13 protein-coding genes and 4 pseudogenes are annotated in these 17,827 nt (G+C 72.3%); 12 read left to right on the top strand and 5 right to left on the bottom strand.

The window, feature by feature from the left end:
* The first annotated feature begins 720 nt into the window (after nt 1-720).
* From ACFYS8_RS20005 to ACFYS8_RS19980, 6 genes and pseudogenes are all read left to right on the top strand, one after another.
* Nucleotides 721-1,467: a transglycosylase SLT domain-containing protein gene (locus ACFYS8_RS20005; protein WP_387642837.1), complete on the top strand. Its 747-nt coding sequence runs from the start codon at nt 721-723 to the stop codon at nt 1,465-1,467.
* Nucleotides 1,468-1,682: 215 nt separating this feature from the next.
* Complete coding sequence (locus tag ACFYS8_RS20000; RefSeq protein WP_387642836.1) at nt 1,683-2,357, top strand: DedA family protein; 675 nt, start codon at nt 1,683-1,685, stop codon at nt 2,355-2,357.
* A 156-nt stretch (nt 2,358-2,513) separates the two neighbouring features.
* Nucleotides 2,514-3,683, top strand: coding sequence for a sensor histidine kinase (locus ACFYS8_RS19995; protein ID WP_387642835.1), 1,170 nt, complete (start codon nt 2,514-2,516; stop codon nt 3,681-3,683).
* Nucleotides 3,674-4,318 (top strand): response regulator, encoded by a 645-nt coding sequence (locus ACFYS8_RS19990; protein WP_387642834.1) that lies wholly within the window; start codon nt 3,674-3,676, stop codon nt 4,316-4,318. Before ACFYS8_RS19995 ends, ACFYS8_RS19990 begins: the two co-directional genes overlap by 10 nt.
* A 182-nt stretch (nt 4,319-4,500) precedes the next feature.
* A pseudogene (locus tag ACFYS8_RS19985) lies at nt 4,501-4,692 on the top strand (hypothetical protein); the annotation flags it as partial.
* 2 nt (nt 4,693-4,694) lie between these two features.
* Nucleotides 4,695-4,919, top strand: a pseudogene (locus tag ACFYS8_RS19980) (Tn3 family transposase); the annotation flags it as partial.
* Between the two features lie 156 nt (nt 4,920-5,075).
* On the opposite strand, the gene ACFYS8_RS19975 reads toward ACFYS8_RS19980, so the two are convergent.
* Nucleotides 5,076-5,954 (bottom strand): alpha/beta fold hydrolase, encoded by an 879-nt coding sequence (locus ACFYS8_RS19975; RefSeq protein ID WP_387642833.1) that lies wholly within the window; start codon nt 5,952-5,954, stop codon nt 5,076-5,078.
* A 112-nt stretch (nt 5,955-6,066) separates the two neighbouring features.
* Here ACFYS8_RS19975 and ACFYS8_RS19970 point away from each other — a divergent pair, with 112 nt between their 5' ends.
* The 3 genes from ACFYS8_RS19970 (at nt 6,067) to ACFYS8_RS19960 (ending at nt 10,610) form a co-directional block, all read left to right on the top strand.
* Nucleotides 6,067-8,004: a BTAD domain-containing putative transcriptional regulator gene (locus ACFYS8_RS19970; protein WP_387642832.1), complete on the top strand. Its 1,938-nt coding sequence runs from the start codon at nt 6,067-6,069 to the stop codon at nt 8,002-8,004.
* Between the two features lie 346 nt (nt 8,005-8,350).
* Nucleotides 8,351-8,980, top strand: a complete 630-nt coding sequence (locus ACFYS8_RS19965) for a hypothetical protein (RefSeq protein ID WP_387642831.1) — start codon at nt 8,351-8,353, stop codon at nt 8,978-8,980.
* A gap of 190 nt (nt 8,981-9,170) precedes the next feature.
* Nucleotides 9,171-10,610, top strand: a complete 1,440-nt coding sequence (locus ACFYS8_RS19960) for a GuaB1 family IMP dehydrogenase-related protein (RefSeq protein ID WP_387642830.1) — start codon at nt 9,171-9,173, stop codon at nt 10,608-10,610.
* Nucleotides 10,611-10,708: 98 nt separating this feature from the next.
* Here the strand turns inward: ACFYS8_RS19960 and ACFYS8_RS19955 are convergent, their stop codons facing one another.
* Nucleotides 10,709-11,383 carry a DUF5995 family protein gene (locus ACFYS8_RS19955; protein WP_387642829.1) on the bottom strand — a complete coding sequence of 225 codons (675 nt, stop codon included), beginning with the start codon at nt 11,381-11,383 and terminating at the stop codon, nt 10,709-10,711.
* A gap of 311 nt (nt 11,384-11,694) precedes the next feature.
* Here ACFYS8_RS19955 and ACFYS8_RS19950 point away from each other — a divergent pair, with 311 nt between their 5' ends.
* The 3 genes from ACFYS8_RS19950 to ACFYS8_RS19940 all read left to right on the top strand — a co-directional run bounded on the left by ACFYS8_RS19950 (nt 11,695) and on the right by ACFYS8_RS19940 (nt 16,353).
* Nucleotides 11,695-12,021: a DUF6191 domain-containing protein gene (locus ACFYS8_RS19950; protein WP_387642828.1), complete on the top strand. Its 327-nt coding sequence runs from the start codon at nt 11,695-11,697 to the stop codon at nt 12,019-12,021.
* Between the two features lie 648 nt (nt 12,022-12,669).
* On the top strand, nt 12,670-14,043 hold the full coding sequence (tyrS, locus tag ACFYS8_RS19945; protein WP_387642827.1) for a tyrosine--tRNA ligase: 1,374 nt from the start codon (nt 12,670-12,672) through the stop codon (nt 14,041-14,043).
* Between the two features lie 114 nt (nt 14,044-14,157).
* A complete protein-coding gene (locus tag ACFYS8_RS19940) occupies nt 14,158-16,353 on the top strand; it encodes a WD40 repeat domain-containing protein (protein WP_387642826.1) in 2,196 nt (731 codons plus the stop codon).
* A 46-nt stretch (nt 16,354-16,399) separates the two neighbouring features.
* Here the strand turns inward: ACFYS8_RS19940 and ACFYS8_RS19935 are convergent, their stop codons facing one another.
* From ACFYS8_RS19935 to ACFYS8_RS19925, 3 genes and pseudogenes are all read right to left on the bottom strand, one after another.
* On the bottom strand, nt 16,400-16,909 hold the full coding sequence (locus ACFYS8_RS19935) for a hypothetical protein (protein WP_387642825.1): 510 nt from the start codon (nt 16,907-16,909) through the stop codon (nt 16,400-16,402).
* 135 nt (nt 16,910-17,044) lie between these two features.
* A pseudogene (locus ACFYS8_RS19930) lies at nt 17,045-17,335 on the bottom strand (DUF6973 domain-containing protein); the annotation flags it as partial.
* 114 nt (nt 17,336-17,449) lie between these two features.
* Nucleotides 17,450-17,803 (bottom strand): annotated as a pseudogene (locus ACFYS8_RS19925) (RHS repeat-associated core domain-containing protein); the annotation flags it as partial.
* Nucleotides 17,804-17,827: the final 24 nt, after the last annotated feature.

Below are 17,827 nucleotides of genomic sequence, written 5' to 3'. Positions count from 1 at the left end.
GTGGCCCCCGTCACAGCCCGGCGGCGGCCGTCGGCCGGTTCGGGTGGCCCGGGCCACAGCCGGGCGCGGGTGTGCGGGTGTGCGGGTGTGCGGGTGTGCGGCAGGGCGGTCGGTGGCCCCCGTCACAGCCGGGCAGGGGTGGCCGGTGGCCCCCGTCACAGCCCCGCCGCGACGGGTGGCCGGGCGGCTGCGGTGGGTGGTCGGGGTGAGGGCCGGGTCACAGCGGACGGGCGGTGGCCGGGGTCACAGGGCCCCGCGGCCCGGAGCGGGCGGGCGGCCGGTCGGCGATGGCGCGGAACCCTTGGCAGGACTGGGCTCCGGCCCAAATTCCGTGGCGCCGGGCGGGGTTGGCGCTTCCTGGGAGCCGGCTGTGAGGCTGCTCATAAGCAGCTGGGAAAACCGGCCGCGACGACGCGCCAATTCCCTTGGGACGCAAGGGATGCGGGCCGGTCGACCGGCCCGGGTCGTCCCATTTCGCGGTGTTTGCGGCCGGGTTGGGCGCTCAGGCAATGTCGTGGTTGTGCCCCGAGCCGTTCAGCTGCTCACGGGGCTTCACGGCGCAGCAGACCGCAGCACACATGCGGCGCAGCGTCCCCGGTGAGCACGAGCCGCCGGGCCGGCCGTCCCGGGCCGAGGAACCCCCGCAGTCCTGCGGAGGTCCCCCCTTGGCAAAAACCGGGTGCGGCGTGACCTGGAACACGACTCTCGGAGGTACCCGAAATGCGACGCATCAAGAACAACCTGGGCCGACTGCCGCAGATCCGCCAGATCCGCATGGGCCACCACCGCATGCCCGACGCCTTCCTCGGCGTGGGCCTGGCCGGTGCCATCGCCGTCGGCGCCCTGCTGCCCGCCACCCAGGCGTTCGCCAGCCCGTCGCCCGCCCCCGCCGCGACCGCTGCGGTCGCCACCGACGGCCAGAACGCCGCGCAGCAGCCTGCCGCGCAGCAGCCTGCCGAGCAGCCGCAGCAGCAGCCTGCCGAGCAGCCGCAGCCGCAGCCGCAGCCCGAGCCGGCCCCCGCTCCCGCTCCCGAGCCGGCCCCCGCCCCCGCTCCGGCCCCGGCCCCGGCCCCGGCCCCCGCCCCGGCGCCCGCCCCCGCGCCGGCCAAGCCGACCTACGCCAACAACCTGGACGGCTGGATCGCCGAGGCCCGCGACGCGCTGGCCGCCGCCGGAAAGCCCGTCCCGTCCGCGAAGGCGATGCACGCCGCGGCGATCGCCGAGTCCTCCGGCAACCCGAACGCCGTCAACAACTGGGACATCAACGCCAAGAAGGGCACCCCGTCGATCGGCCTGACCCAGATGATCGAGCCGACCTTCCGCGCCTACTCGCTGCCCGGCCACAAGGACATCCGGAACCCCGTCGACAACCTGATCGCCAGCTCGCGCTACTGCGACGCCCGCTACGGCTCCATGGACAACATGGCCGCCGCCCGCGGCTACGGCGCCTACTGGAAGGGCTACTAAGCCGGCTTCCGGGCCAGCTCTGCCCTTCGGCCCCCTGCGGACTCGTTCCGCAGGGGGCCGCGGCATGTCTGGAACCGTTCCGGACGGGGGTGCGGAAACCCGTAATCGGAGTGGGTGGGAAACCGCGTACCGCCGGTGAGCTGCGGATTCCAGGATGAGTGACGACCCCGGGCGAACGGCCCGCGGGCCACCCACTCGTGAGGAGAACCCCGGCGATGCAGCTCATTTCCCTGGCGACCGCTTCCCTGGCGACCGAGCAGGCACCCACCGACGGCGTCGCCGGCTGGGCGGCCGGCCTGGTCGACACCCTCGGCGGGCCCGGCGCCGGACTCGCCATCGCGCTGGAGAACCTGTTCCCGCCACTGCCCAGCGAGGTGATCCTCCCGCTCACCGGCTTCGCCGCCGGGCGCGGCACCATCAGCCTGCTGTCCGCACTCGGCTGGACCACGGCCGGCTCGGTGGCCGGCGCCCTCGCCCTCTACCTGCTCGGCGCCGTCTTCGGCCGTGACCGGATGCACGCGATCTGGGCCCGGCTGCCCCTGGTCAAGGCCTCCGACCTGGAACGCACCGAGGCCTGGTTCGCCCGCCACGGCACCAAAGCCGTCCTGCTCGGCCGGATGGTGCCGATCTTCCGCAGCCTGATCTCGGTCCCCGCCGGCGTCGAACGCATGGCCCTGGCCCGCTTCACCGCACTCACCGCCATCGGCAGCCTCGCCTGGAACAGCGTGCTGGTCATGGCCGGCTACGTACTCGGCGACCGCTGGGACGTGGTCGAGGGCTACGTCGGAATCTTCTCCAAGACCGTCCTGGTGCTCGCCCTGATCGCGATCGCCGTCTACCTCGGCCTGCGCCTGCGCGGCCGCGACGCCCGCCACCGCCGCGCCCGCTGACGCCCGCCGCGGGCGGTAGGGGTGGGGGCCGGCGGTGGGTGGTGGGGCGATCGCTGCGGGCAACCGGGGTGTCGCCGATGGCCGGTGGTGGTGGTGGTGGTGGCTCAAGTGGCCCGTGGGGGTGGGGTGATCGTGGTGGACAGTAGGCTCCCGTCCATGGGGGAGGGATCGATGGTGGTGGGGGACGGCGTCGCACCGGCGCCGTGGCCGCGGCGCGCTCTCGGCGGGCTGCTGGGGGTGCTGACCGCACCGCCGGCCGCGCTGTACCTGGTGGTGGCGGGTGCGCTGCTGGGTCCGTTGCTGCCGTGGCCGGGGATCGGGCCGGGGGCCCGGGCCGCGTTGCAGGGCGGGGCCGTCCGGCTGGCCGCCGTGGAACGGGCGCGCCGGGCCGTCTGGTTCGGTGACCGCTTCCCCGTCCACTACCGCGCCGGGGACCGCGAGTTGCTGCGCTACCTGGCCCGTCGCACCGGGGTCGGGCTGGTGGCGGGGCTGGTGCTCGGTCTGATCGGGTTCGGCGCCGTTCTGGTGGTGCTGCTCGCGGCGGGGGCGCTGCGCGGCACGCTGAGTGTGGCCGATCTGTTCGGGCAGGTGCTGCTCGGCGGTGTGCTGCTGTTTCTCGCCGTTCAGGGCCTGGCCTCGCTCGCCGACCTGGACGCCCGGCTGGCCCGCGACTGTTTCGGCCCGTCCGAGGCCGAGCTGCTGCGCCACCGGATCGCCGAACTCGCCGACAGCCGGGCCGCGGTGCTGCACGCCGTGGACGCCGAACGCCGCCGGATCGAACGTGACCTGCACGACGGCGTCCAGCAGCGGCTGGTCGCGTTGCGGCTGCTGCTCGGCCGGGCCCGGCGCGGCGGTGACCCGCAGCGCACCGACGAGCTGCTGCGCCAGGCGCATCGGGAGGCGGCCGAGGTGCTGACCGAGCTGCGCGAGGTCGCCTGGCGGGTCTTCCCGTCCGCGCTGGACACCCTCGGGCTGGACGAGGCGCTGGCCGGCCTCGCCGAACGCTGCCCGATCCCGCTGCGGGTGCACTGCCGGGAGGCCGGGATGCTGCCCCAACCGGTGCTCACCGCCGCGTACTTCGTGGTCAGCGAGTGCGTCACCAATGCCGCCAAGCACTCCGCCGCCAACACCGTCGAGGTCGTCGTGGGGCGGGACGGCGCGCGGCTCACCGTCCGGGTCGAGGACGACGGGAGGGGCGGCGCGGACCCGGCGGGCGGCGGCCTGTCCGGGCTGCGCGGCCGGGTCGCCGCGCTCGACGGGACACTGCACGTCCACAGCCCCGCCGGGGGCCCCACCGTCGTCACTGCGGAGCTGCCATGCGGGTGATCGTCGCCGAGGATTCGACCCTGCTGCGGGAGGGCCTGGTCCGGCTGCTCGCCGAGGAGGGCCACCAGGTGCTGGCCGCCGTCGGCGACGCCGAGGCCCTGCTCGCGGCGGTCGACGCCGACCCGCCGGACGTCGTGGTGGTCGACATCCGGATGCCGCCCACGCACACCGACGAAGGGGTGCGGGCCGCGGTGCGGATCCGCGAGAGCCGGCCCGAGGTCGGCGTGCTGGTGCTCTCCCAGCACATCGAACGCGGTTACGCCGCCCAGCTGTTGGCGTCCGGCGCGGAACGGGTCGGCTACCTGCTCAAGGACCGGGTCGCCGAGGTGGACGAGTTCCTGGACGCCCTCACCCGGATCGGCTCCGGCGGTACGGTGATCGACCCCGAGGTGGTGCGCCGCCTGGTCGTCCGCACCGAGCACGCCGACCCGCTGGCCCGCCTCACCCCCCGCGAACGCACCGTCCTGGAGGCCCTCGCCGAGGGCCACACCAACACCGCGATCGCCGCCCGCCTGCACCTCTCCCTGAGCGCCGTCGAAAAACACCTCAACGCCCTGTTCGACAAACTCGACCTCCCCCGCACCGCCGGCTACAGCCGCCGCGTCCTGGCCGTCCTGCGCTACCTCGGCGCCTGAGCTGCGCCTGAGCGGAGCCCGAGCTGACCAGGTCCAGCTCCTCGGTCAGGATCTTCGACGCCTTCGCCAGGATGCGGGCCGCCTTCTCCAACTGCGGCAGCATCGCGAGACGATCCCGGTCCGACGCCCGACGGGCCGGGCTGATCAGCCGGTTCGCCATCAGCACCGCGAACAGGTCCAGCGGCGCGTTGTGGGCGGCGGTCGAGGAGGCCGTGCCGCGTACGGCGGTCGCGGGGGCGGTCGCGACCCTGGAGGCCCTGGTGCCGGAGGACGACGGGTCGACCGAGGCGGCCATGCGGGAGAAGCCGGCCCTGCGCTACAACACCGTCCGGCCGTTCCTGTCTCTGCTGGGTGAGTCGGACGCGCTCGGCGCGGTGCGGTGGTGCTGTGGAACACCCGCTACCTGGATGCCGCCGTGGCCCGGCTCCGCGCCGTGGGCCACGACATCAAGGACGAGGACGCAGCTCGCCTCTCCCCGCGCAAGGACCGGCACATCAACTTCCTGGGCCGCTACCTGTTCAACATCACGGCCAGCGGCCCCGGCCAGGGCCTGCGCCCCTTCCGCGACCCCGCGGCCGAGGACGACGAGGAAGAGAACTGACCGCCGGCGCACCCAAGACGTTGGGCCGTTCGTTGTACCCCGGGTAGGCCGGGCGGCACCGCTTGGGGACCCAGCGCAGGAAAAGAATGCTGATCGCCGAGAACCTGGCGCTCGCCGACCGACCGTGGCCCAGCCGACGAGTCGAGAGCAGGAGGCTCAGCGGGCCAGCAGGCCCCGGATCACGGCTGCGATCTCGTCGGGTGCCTCTTCGGCCATGAAGTGCCCGGAGTGGGTCAGCCGGTGGTCCAGGTCCGGCGCCCACGCCTTCCACACCCCGGCAGCGTCGTAGCCGAGGTGCGCGCCCCAGTCCTGCTGGACGACCGTCACGGGCATGGCCAGCTGCGACCCGGCGTCCAGGTCCGCTTGGTCGTGCGTGACGTCGATGTCCGCCGAGGCCCGGTAGTCCGCGACGATCGACGTCACTGCCGCGGCGCTCGCGCGCAGGTATTCGGCACGTACGTCCTCGGGCATGATGGTCGGGTCGTTGGCCCAGGCGTCGAGGAACGAGCCGAAGAACGCGTCCGCGCTGCCTGCGATCATCGCCTCCGGCAGGCCCGGCGGCTGCGCCATCAGGAAGAGGTGGTAGCCGACCGCCGCCGAGACGCCATGCAGGACGTTCCACATGTCGAGCGTCGGCACGATGTCGAGGATGCCCAGGTGGGTGATGGTCTCGGGGTGGTCCAGCCCCGCCCGGAAGGCGACGTGGGCGCCCCGGTCGTGGCCGACGAGGGCAAAACGCTCGTGGCCGAGCGCCGCCGCCAGGGACACGACGTCGGCGGCCATGGTGCGCTTGGCGTACACATCGGGGTCGGTGGCGGCCGGCTTGTCGCTGGCGCCGTAGCCCCGCAGGTCAGGACAGATCACCGTGTGCTCGTCGGCGAGCCGCTCGGCGACGTGTCGCCACATCAGGTGGGTCTGGGGAAAACCGTGCAACAGCACGACCGGGCTGCCGCTGCCGCCGACAGCTGCAGCCAGCTCCACACCGTCCGCACCGGGCAGGCGGATGTGATCGAAGCCGGGAATGGTGAGCGTCATGAAGGACCACCCTTTCGGGTCGGGGACTTGACCGGATCAGCCTGGGCGACGGCGATCAGCAACCGATCAGTACGGTTGGGCGCAGCCGACCCCCGGCACGGAGGATGAGGGCATGCGAATCGACGTGCTCGGTGTGGTGCGGGCCCTCCGCGACGACGGCAGCCCGGTTGACCTGGGCGGACCCCGCCATCGTGAGGTACTCGCCCGGCTCGTCGCCGCCGAGGGACGGATGGTCACCACCGACACCCTTGTCAATGACCTGTGGACCGATCCGCCTGCCCGCGCCGTTGGCGCTTTGCGTACCTTCGTCGCCGCGCTGCGCCGTGCCCTCGAACCCGACCGGCCGCCCCGCAATCCGCCGCGCGTCATCGTCACCGAAGGTCCCGGCTACGCGCTGCGCCTGCCGCGCGAGGACATGGACGTCCAGCGGTTCCAGGACACCCTGGCCCGAGCCCGCCGCAACCCCGCCGCGGTGACCGACCTCGGCGCGGCACTCGCGGCCTGGCGAGGACCCGCCTACGCCGATGTGACCGGCTCCGCATGGGCGCAGCGCGAGCGGAACCGGCTGGAGGAATTGAGGTTGGAGGGGGTGGAACTGCGCGCCCGGATCCTTCTCGACTCCGGGGAAGGGGCCGGTCTCGTTGCCGAACTGGGTGCCCATGTCGCCGAACACCCATGGCGCGAGCCGGCCTGGGAGCTGCTTGCCCGCGCGCTGTACCGCGCGGGCCGCCAGGCCGACGCGCTGGCCACCCTCCGCCGTGCCCGCGCGATGCTCGTCGACCAACTCGGACTCGACCCCGGTGGCGACCTTCAGCGCCTGGAGACGGACATCCTCAACGGGTCCGCGCCCCCCGAAGGAGCACGTACGGCGTGGACCGGCCCTGGTGTCCGGCTCGGCCCGCGCACCACCGTGGATCTGGCCCGTACCCTCGCACTGGCGGGTGGCGACGCCCTCGTGCGTTCGCGGCGCGACCGCCTCGCCGCCATCCAGGCGGCGGAACGCACGGGAGACCTCTCCCTGACCGCCCGGATCATCGGCGCCTACGACGTGCCCGCCATCTGGAGCCGGGCCGACGACCCCGAGCAGTCCCGCGCCGTCGTCGCGGCTGCCGAGCGCACGCTCACAGGGCTGGGCCCAGACGGCCCCGCCGACCTGCGCGCCCGCCTCCTGGCCACGGTCGCCGTTGAGAGCCGCAGCGCCGATCTGTCCGGGACCGAGCTGAAGCACGCGCAGCAGGCGGCGCGTCAGGCCGAGGAACTGGCACGGGACTTGGCCGATCCCGCCCTGCTGGCCTTCGCCCTCAATGGGGTGTTCCTGCAGTCATTCAGCAGCCCCGGGCTCGCGGCCGCACGGGACAGGACCGGCGCCGAGATCCTCGACCTGGCCACCCGGCACGAGCTGCCGAACTTCGCCGTGCTCGGCCGACTCGTCCGCCTGCAATCCGCCTCGGCCCTCGGCGACCTCGACGCCGCGACCTCGCACGCCAATGCAGCCGACCAGCTCGCCGCCACCACCGAGGCGCCCCTCGTCTCCGTCCTCACCGGGTGGTTCAGGGCCCGGGCCACGGCCGCCCGCAGCGCCGAACCGGGCGGACCGACTGCCGCCACGGCAGCAGCGCACTACCGCGCTGCCGAGGACGCCCTCCGGACGGCCGGAATGCCGGGGCTGCATCGCGGCCTGTTCCCGCTCGCCCTACTGGGACTGCGCCTGCTGCACGGCCGGCCCGCGCCCACCGACCCGCACCTCGACTGGGGCCCGTACAGGCCCTGGACTCGCCCCCTCGTGCTGCTCGCCCAGGACCGGGGCGAGCAGGCGCGTACCGCCCTCGCTGCGGTGCCCGAACCACCGCGTGACCACATGCAGGAAGCGCTGTGGTGCCTGACCGCCCGCGCCGCCGTGCGCCTCGGCGAGCGCGGAATCGCCGCGCGCGCTGCGGCTGCCTTGCGTGATGCCCGTGCAGATCACGCCGGCGCCGCTAGCGGAATGCTGACCCTGGGCCCGGTGGCGCGGTACCTGGCCGAGGCGGAGGCATGCGCCGGAGCGGGGTAAGCGACCGCAATCCGCGAACGCCGGGCCCGTCCGCGCTCACCCCACGGCCCCGGCGGAATCAGGTCGCATGACCGGCTCACCGTGCAGGTCCTCAACGGCGACACCGTGCTGGACGAACTGGCCCGCCAGGCCGAAGGCGGCTCCGACGACCTGGTGGCCCAGCTGCTCGCGCAGGCCCGGAACGGCGACAGGTAGGGGAGCACAGCAAGATCAATCTCACCGGGATTTCCTGTACCTCAACTACTCACACCCGGAGCTGCGCCCCGGCGGAGCCTGAGCGGAGCCGGGCCGGATCCCGTCGCCGTCGCCCCTGGCCCCGGGCGGGCTCGCGCGCGAGGATGGCGGTATGGACGCGCAGCGGTTCGCCAAGGCCCGCACCGCGCTGCACGCGGTGGCCGAGCACCTGCTGGCCGGTCCGCAGTACCGGGCGGCGGGGACGGTGCGGTTGCGTGCGTATCCGGGTGGGTTCGCCACTCGCTTCGAGCCTCGGCTGCGGGTCAGTGGTGCTCAACTGCTCAGCGCCGGACGGTCGTTGGAGCTCGCGGGGGCGAGCTGCGCGGAACTCGGGGCGCTCGTCGGGATCGTGCCGGGCCGCCCCGAGGGGTTGTACGGGGACGGTTCGGGCGTGGCCCTCGACCAGCCGTTGGAGCTGGACGCGGCGGGTGCGGACGCCGTCGCCGCCTGCTTCGCGCACGGCGACGCCGCGTTGCGGGCGCTGTTCGCGCAGGCCGATCCGGTGCTGTGGCCGGAGCACTTCGATCTGGCGGTGACGATGGACGAGGTGAACTACGGCGTCTCGCCCGGCGACACCTTCCTGGCCGAGCCGTACGCGTACGTCGGCCCGCCGGCGCCGCGCACCGGCGCGTTCTGGAACGCCCCGTTCGGTGCCGCCCGCACCCTCGCCGAGCTGGGCGATCTGTCGGCGACCACGGCTTTCCTGGCGGAGGGCCGACGGCTCGCCTCCGAGCCCCTGTAGCTTCCTCCAAACCGCTTGTGGAACGGTGGCCGTCCGCTTGTGTCGATCTTCAGGATTCCCGTGCGGGCTGGCCTCCGATCAGGGAATCGGTGAGGATTGAACGCTGGGTGCGGCGCGCCCGGTGTGTCTCATGGCACAGCCGTACCTGCGCCCCAGGTGAAACGTTCCTCCCCAGCCAGAGAGCCTCTTCATGCGCTTCCTGAATGACCTCAAGCCCGCGTACGACCTGACGTACGACGACGTCTTCATGGTCCCCAGCCGTTCCGCCGTGGGCTCCCGGCAGGCCGTCGACCTCTCCTCCCACGACGGCACCGGCACCACCATCCCGCTGGTGGTCGCCAACATGACCGCGATCGCCGGACGCCGGATGGCCGAGACCGTCGCCCGCCGCGGCGGACTGGTCGCCATCCCGCAGGACGTCCCGATCGAGGTCGTCGCCGAGGTGATCGGCTGGGTCAAGCAGCGTCACCTCGTGCACGACACCGCACTCGCCCTCGCCCCCGGCGACACCGTCGCCGACGCCCTGGTGCTGATGCCCAAGCGCGCCCACGGCGCGGTGGTCGTGGTCGAGGGCGGCCGGCCCGTCGGCGTCGTCACCGAGGGCGACTGCCAGGGCGTGGACCGGTTCACCAGCCTGTCCGAGGTGATGTCCCGCGACCTGCTGCTGCTCGACCAGGACATCGACCCGCGCGCCGCGTTCGACCGCCTCAACGAGGCGCACCGCAAGCTCGCCCCCGTGGTCGCCCCCGACGGCACCCTGGTCGGCATCCTCACCCGCAAGAACGCGCTGCGCGCCACCCTCTACACCCCCGCCGTCGACGCGTCCGGCCGCCTGCGGGTCGCCGCCACCGTCGGCATCAACGGCGACGTCGCCGGCCGCGCCAAGGCCCTGCTGGAGGCCGGCGCCGACGTGCTGGTGGTGGACACCGCGCACGGCCACCAGGAGGGAATGATCGCCGCGCTGCGCGCCGTGCGCGCCCTCGACCCGCGAGTCCCGATCGTGGCCGGCAACGTGGTCTCCGCCGCCGGCGTGCGCGACCTGGTCGAGGCCGGCGCGGACATCCTCAAGGTCGGCGTCGGCCCCGGCGCCATGTGCACCACCCGGATGATGACCGGCGTCGGCCGCCCGCAGTTCTCCGCCGTCCTGGAGTGCGCCGAGGAGGCCCGCCGGCTCGGCAAGCACGTCTGGGCCGACGGCGGCGTCCGGCACCCGCGCGACGTGGCGATGGCGCTGGCCGCCGGCGCGTCCAACGTGATGATCGGCTCCTGGTTCGCCGGCACCCTGGAATCCCCCGGCGACGTCCAGACCACCGCCGACGGCCGCCAGTACAAGGAGAGCTTCGGCATGGCCTCGGCCCGCGCCGTGAGCAACCGCACCTCCGAGGAGTCCGCCTACGACCGGGCCCGCAAGGGGCTGTTCGAGGAGGGCATCTCGCACTCCCGGATGTTCATCGACCCCGCCAGCCCCGGCGTCGAGGACCTCATCGACTCGATCGTGGCCGGCATCCGCTCCTCCTGCACCTACGCCGGCGCGGCCGACCTCGAGGAGTTCCGGCAGAACGCGATCGTCGGCGTGCAGAGCGCGGCCGGCTACGCCGAGGGCAAGCCGCTGCACTCCAGCTGGGCCTGACGGTCTCGCGCTTTCGGGCTTTCGGGCTTTCGGGCTTTCGGGCTTTTCGGGCGGGCTCCCCTCGCGGGGGCCCGCCCGGGTTTTGTACGAGGGGGGCTTCAGTTGAGCGACAGCGGGGTGAGCAGCGCCCGGCCGACCATGCCGACCGACCCCGACAGCGCGTCCGCCACCAGGCGGTACGCGGGCGGCAGGCGGTGCAGCTCCCACAGCGCCAGGACGGACGCCCAGGCGGCCTCGCGGGCCCGGTCGATGCTCCAGACGCCGACGATGTGCAACAGCGGGTCACCGGCCGGGAGCGGCAGCAGCGTGGCGCGGACCTGCGCCTCCACCTCGGCCAGCAGGGTGTTGATCCGCAGGTAGTCGGCGTGCAGCTGCTCCGGCCGGTGGCCGGTCAGCCGGCAGGTGTCGAGGACGGCGAGCGGCAGGTCGTTCTCGATGTGGGCGTTCATGCCGGCCAGCGCGAACTGCAGCGGGTGGACGTTCGCCGCGCCGCGCAGCTCGAACAACGGCCGCCAGCAGGCCGCCGGCCGCCGCCCCGCCCGGTCGTCTTCGACGGCGGCCAGGTAGCGGGCGGCGAACACGGCGTCGAGCTCCGCCATGGTGGCGGGGTCGTCGAAGTACGCGACGGCGAGATGGTCGCGGACCAGGCGGGTCACGGTCAGGTACATCGCGTTGAAGACGGCGACACCGTCCGCGGCGGGCAGTTCGGTCGAGAGCTCCGTCATCCGGTCGACCACCTGATCGACCGTCAGCACCGGTGTGGTCATGGGCATCCATCCTCCTTCGGTGACGAACCGACAAGCAGATGATGCGCCCACGATGGCAGGGGGCCGGGAGGCTGCCAAGACACGACGCGCGGGCCGGGCGGAGACCACGAGCACTTCGGCGGGTGCGGCGAACCGGCCTCGGCCCGGTGGTGGGCGTCCCGCTGCCGCAGTGGCCGGCCCGGGCGGCTTTCGCGGCCAGGGAACTCCCGTGTGGGACACGGCCGTTGGGCGGTAGGGTGCACGACCCGGGGAGGGCCGCGCAGGAGGGGTGTGGACGAATGGGTCTGGTTTTTTCGCTCACGTTGCCCGGAGTGGCGGTGGCGGTGGTGCTGTTCATGGCGGCCTCGAAGACGGTGGGGCGGCTGGCCGGTTCGGGCTTTGTCCCGGCGCGGTTCCGCAGGCGGCCGGGCCGGGTCGGTAAGGCGCCTTCGATGTCCACTGCGGCCCTGGACGTATTCACCGGCTCGGTGAACGCCGGCAAGGCGGCCGAGTTGGAGGAACGCTCCGCCGAGGCGATGCGTCGGGACGAGGAGGGGGACGCCGCGCCGCCCCGTTCGACCGTCGATCTGGGGTCGGGCCGCGCCGTCATCGTGCTGCCGAAGCGGGCCTTGGGTTCCGATCACGGTGCGGTCGGGGAAGGTTGACCAGGGGTCAGGTCATGTCCGGTCCGCGGTGGGGTGGCGCTGGTCGGTCGGGTTCTCTCCCGGTTGGAACAGTGGCTGATCGATCGGGCCGAGTGCAGGGGGCCTGCGACCTCCGGTCGGCCGCGGCGGCTGGATCGCTGACGCTCGGAGTCGTGCTGTGCGTGCAGCGGGCCGGTGACCAGCTACTCACCAGGCCTGTCTTCCTGGCCGCCGATCTCATGGACGACGTCTGGCACCAACTGCCAAGTGAGGTATGGGAGATCTGATCGCACGTGGCCCGGGCGGCGAGATAGCCGGGTGCGGGGTGGTGTGGGGATGGTGCATGATGGGGGCTGCGGTGGAGCCGAGGGGCTGCTGCCGCTTCCTGTTCCCGGAGGTTTCACGTGGTGAAGCGATATTAGTGGCGGTCCCCACCGCCCTCCGGCCTGCCTGAAGTGACGGCGGCCGGGCCTCCGGATTTCTTGAACGACCTGTTGCGAATGCCTGTCCGGCTGTCTGCGTGTGCTCAACCGCAGGTGTCGGCGCGGGTGCGGTCGTCGTTTTTGGTGGTGCCGTGTATCGCGGGGCGGGTGCGTCCGACGTCTGTTGTTCCTGTACCCCGAGAGGATGGCCATGGCCGCCACCGCGTTCGACCGCAGCATTGCGTTGATGAGTGAACTGATCGAGAAGGAAGAGGAGTTGAGGGAGGGCCCGGCGCTCGGCCGGTTGCTGGAGGTGCTGGCGGGGCGGCAGCGGGCCGATCTCTCGGGGCTGGAGCCGCAGCGGCAGGCCGCGCTGCTGGGGGCGCGGGCGGCGGCGGTGCTGCCGGGGGAGCGGCAACTGGCCGAACTGCTCGGTCAGGGGCGGGTGTTGACGGTGAAGTACGGCATCGACCCGACCGGGGCGGAGGTGCATCTCGGGCATGCGGTGCCGATGATCCTGGCCAGCAGGTTGCAGCGGATGGGGCACCGGGTGGTGTTCCTGGTGGGGGACATCACGGCGCGGATCGGCGACCCGTCGGGCCGGAGTGCGGAGCGGCCGCCGCTGACGGCCGAGGACGTGAGCCGCAATGTCGCGACGTACCAGGCGCAGGTCGGTCCGTTCTTCGACTTCGAGCGGGCCGAATTCCGGTTCAACAGTGAGTGGTTGGCGCCGCTGACGCTGCCGGACTTCCTCACGGTGCTGTCCCGGCTGCCCGCCTCGGCGGCATTGCAGCGGGAGGACTTCCGGACCAGGCTCGCCGAGGGCAGCGGGCTGACGCTGGCCGAGCTGGTGTACTCCGTGGTGATGGCACTGGACTCGGTGGAGCTCGTCGCCGACATCGAACTCGGCGGCCTGGACCAGCTGTTGAACCTCCAGATGTGCCGCCGGGTGCAGACGTCCGCCGGTCAGCAGCCGGAGGTGGTGCTGGCGACCGGGCTGATCGAGGGCACCGACGGCACCGGCGCCAAGATGAGCAAGTCGAAGAACAACTACGTTGGCTTGGCTTTCCCTGCCGAGGAGATGTTCGGCCGCCTGATGGCCTGCGCGGACCGGCTGCTGCCGGACTACCTCCGGCTGCTCACCGAACTCGTCGACGAGGAAGTCGAGTTGCTGCTCGCCCAGGCCGCCGACGGCCGCCGCCACCCGATGGCGGTGAAGACCCTGCTGGCCGCCGCCGTCACCGCGACCGTGCACGGCGCCCCGGCCGCACTCGCCGCCCGCGACGCCTTCCGCGCCCGCTTCTCGCAGCGCCGCTTCTCCGACGCCGGCCCGCTGCCCGCCGTGGACGCGGCCCAGCACGGCGCGGCGACCCTCGGCGAGCTCCTGGTGAAGATCAGCGGGGAACTCCCGAGCCTCAACCAGGTCCGCCGGGTCGCCGAGGCGGGCGGCCTCCGCCTGGTGGTGGAGACTTCCGACGGCGGCGGGCGCACCGTCCCGCTGTCCCGCGCGGACGCCGACGAGCGTCTGCTGGTGGTGCTCGGCGCCCACGACCTGACTCGGGCCAGCGCACAGCGCCGGGTGTTCCTGCGCTGCGGGCGGAAGGTGCTGGAGCTGAGCTGAGACGGCGTCACCAGGTCAACTGCCGCCCGCCGAGGCGGGCTGGCCGGGAGATCCGTACGATCGGCTCCCGGCAGCCCGCCTCCGCGCGGGGGCGGGACGACAGGGGAGCGTCAGTTGGAGCAGGCAACCGCCGCGAGTCCGTACCCGGGCCCGGACGAGATCGACCGGCGGCAGGCGGCCTACCTCGACGCCGTGCGTCGGGGCGACGCCGAGGCCGCCGCGGACCCGGACGGTGCACTGTGGCGGGCCGACTGGGCCAGCGGTACTGACCTGGACCCCCGGCTGGTGTGGCAGGCGCACGTCGGACCGGTCGAGACCGCGGCCTGGGGCGAGACCGGGGACGGGCCCGTGCTGGCGCTGGCCATCGCGCTGGACGAGTACCCGCCGGTCGACGCGAAGCTGCGCCGGCACCGGCTGGAGGTGCGGGACGTCCCGACGGGCCGGGTCCGGACCGTCGGTTGCGAGGTGCCGGTCACGTTGCTGGCGGTGGCGGCCGACGCGGTGGAACCGCTGCTGATCTCCGCCCACTGGGACGACACCGTACGGGTCTGGGGCCTCGACGATCTCGCCCTGCGGTGGTTGGCCGACATAGGCGGGAGCCCTTGGCGCATGACCGTCCTCGGCCGTGGTGTCGATGCCCGACTGCTGATGGAGACCTACTGGAGCAGGGACGGCCTCCAGCAATGGGAGTTGGCGACCGGTGTGCCGCTCGACCGCGCTGGCCTGCCGGTCGGTTCCAACCTCAGCACCGCCACCCGCGCCGACGGGCGCCAGGTCGCCCTGGTCACCGATGACGGTGTCCTGTGCTGGGACCCGCAGGACGGCCGGACGTCCCGGCTTCCGGTGCCCGCCGGGATGCGCGATATCCGGGGCGCGACCCTGTCACTGGCGGGCGGACGGGAACTGCTGACCGTCGCCGACGAGTCCCGCGTCCTGGGCACCGTCGATGTGGCGACCGGGCAGCCCACGGCCGGCCTCCTCGACGCACACGTGGGCTACCAGGGGGAGAGCCTGACGAACACGCACAGCCGCATCGGGCCGCACCACAACCCGACCGTCGTGGGATCCGCCGTCGCCGTGCCGACGATGTGGAACGTCCACCTCTGGGACGTCGAGACGCTGCGGCCGCTCGGCCCGCCGATCACCGGCCCCGTCGCGCTGGCCGAGACCACCGCCGTCCGCCGGGACGGCCGCGACCTGCTGCTCACCTCTTCGAAGCGGGACGGTGTGGTCGCGCTCTGGGACCCGGCCGTCCCGGTGCACCGCGAACCCGGCCACACCCAGCGGCTGGCGGCACTCGCCGTCACCGCACCGGACGGCACCGTGGTGAGCGCCGACGAGGGCGGAACCCTGCTGGCCCGCCGCGCCGCCGACGGCACCCCGCTGGCCCCGCCCCTGCGCACGGGCGTCCAGGTGACGAGGAGCCTGACTGCCTGGTCGGCGGACGGCCGTCCGTACGCCGCCACCGGGTACGGCATCCACATCTTCCCCAACCAGCGCCTGTACCGCTGGGATCTCGCCGCCGGCAGCCCGCTGGGCGAACCGGTCGACACGGGCACCGCCGTCGTCCACTGGATCGCCCACCTGCGCCTGCGCGGTGGCGACGCGGTGGCCACCGCCGGCCTGTACCCGCCCGCGGACTTCGACTCCCGCCCGGACGAGGACGAGGAGGCCGAAGAGGACCACGGCTGGGAGAACGAGATCCGGTTCTGGCACCCCGCCGACGGCACCCTGCTCGCCCGGATCGTCGCCACCGACGTCGAGTCGGGCATCACCGGTCTTGCTGTCGCGACGCTCGACGGACGCCCGACCGCGGTGGTCTCCTCCCACTCCGAGGAACCGATCCGGCTGTACAACCCCGACGACCCCACCGCCCCGCCGGACAGCGTCCCGGGCACGGACGGTCACCCCCTGCTGGCCGTACTCGACGGCCGTTTCGTGGCCGTCCGGTCGGACCAGGGCCACGTGCTCGGCGCCCGCGTGCGCAACTGGCGGCGTTACCCGCACAGCGCGCCCGCCCCCGATGCCACCGTGATCCGCACCTGGCACCGGGACGGCCGCCCCGCCGGACCCGCCATCGAGGACGCCGCGCCCGTCACCGCATTCGCCGCCCGCACCTGGCCCGAGGCGTACATCGCCCGCACGGACGGCACCGTCAGCCTCACCGACCTCAGCACCGGCCACCCGCTGGCCCGCCCCCTGCGCCTGCCGATCCCCGCCACCACCCTCGCGACCACCCCCGACGGCGCCCTGGCCATCGGGTTCGGCCGCGACGTCGCCCTCGTCCGGCCCCCGCTCCGGCGGTTCTAGCGGCTCAGGCCGCGCCTGCTTCGTGGAGGCGGATTTCATCGTCGCATCAGTAACAGTGGAGCGGTGAACCATCGAGATTCGATCCCACCTGAACTCGGTACGCCCCAGCCTCGGGCTGGTATCCAGATCTCACCTTGAAGTCAATGGTCAGCTGGGCGCTACGGCCATCGATTTTTTTAGTGAGGCATATTCCCGCCACATCCTCCGGCGTTCCGGTCACATTCTCGCCAAGCGTCCAGCCCGCTTCGCTGGCCGCCTTTTTGTAATAGGACAGAATTTCCGCCCGTGGCCCAGGGTGTGCATAGGTGTGCGATGCGTAGATCCAGGGCTTCCCGGAGTCGCCGTCTACACATTCGGATTCATTGTTCGAATACCCGAGAGGATCTGGCTCGGTCGGCTCATTCGGCACGGATGAGCCGGGAGGCATGGCGCCGAGGATAGGAATTTCCTCGAGCTTTTGGAGCTGCGCGCCACTTCCCCCACAGCTCAACGACTGCGTAGTCGAGCACCCACTGAGTGGGGTGATCGCGAGCGCCATAGAAATGAGCACAACCATCTTACTGAATTTGCCGTGTGGCACATTTCCCCCTGCAGTCGATAGAAAGCGATGCACAAATGCACGGCGCCCGCCACTAAGTGGCGGGCGCCGATCGGAATGGCTCAGTTCGAAGATCAGGTCCTACTTGTCAGCCTACCTTGCCAGGTGGTTTTGATCATAGAGCCAGTTCCCGATTTTGTGCAGGTACTGGATCAGAAGGCCGCGATTGTTCCAATAGGTCATCTGCGAACGGTTCCAGGAACTGCTGACGAAGATGCGCGCCTTTCGGTTGTTGTACTGGTCGATGTCCGTGTCGCACCGCCTACCGGGGCGGCATTTCGCCTTTTCTCCGTATTCATGGGCGTCACCGAGCCTCTGAGCTGCTGTGGCGCCGACGAAGTACGTCAGAGTGGCCATCCAGATGAAGTGGCGCGCTGCATTGTTCCGGGACTCGCTGGTGCCGATCCTCCAGACGAGGATCTGGGAGAAGCAGGAGACCATGACGCAGCGGGCATAGCCGAGGCTCATGCACGCGCTCCATTCCTGGCTCGTCTTGCTGGTCCTGCCATCGAGGTCGTAGTGATTGACCGGATCGCCGTTGCCGTAGTCATAGGCGTTGGCGCTCCCTCCGGGGGCCGGGTCCTTGGTCAGGAATCGTCCGGTCGCCGGATCGTACAGGCGCAGCCCCATCAGAACGAGGCCGGTGGCGGTCTCGTCCGATCGCTGCTTTCCGCCCAACCATCCGTAGCGGGCCGGTTGCTGTCCGGCGCGCGGATTGCCGTACTCGTCTGCGTCGAGCACGGTTGGAGCCTGGGCGGTGTCGGCGGGGAGTTGAAGCGCCACGTCGACGTGCAGGTTGGTGAACTGCAGGACGGTACCGCCGGTCCTGCCCGTCGTGGCGACGAGGTTTCCGTCCGGCCCCTGGAGGTTGCGGGT

The organism is Kitasatospora sp. NPDC004615, from assembly GCF_042873545.1.
GTDB lineage: Bacteria > Actinomycetota > Actinomycetes > Streptomycetales > Streptomycetaceae > Kitasatospora.
This window is presented reverse-complemented; position numbering and strand designations above follow the sequence as displayed.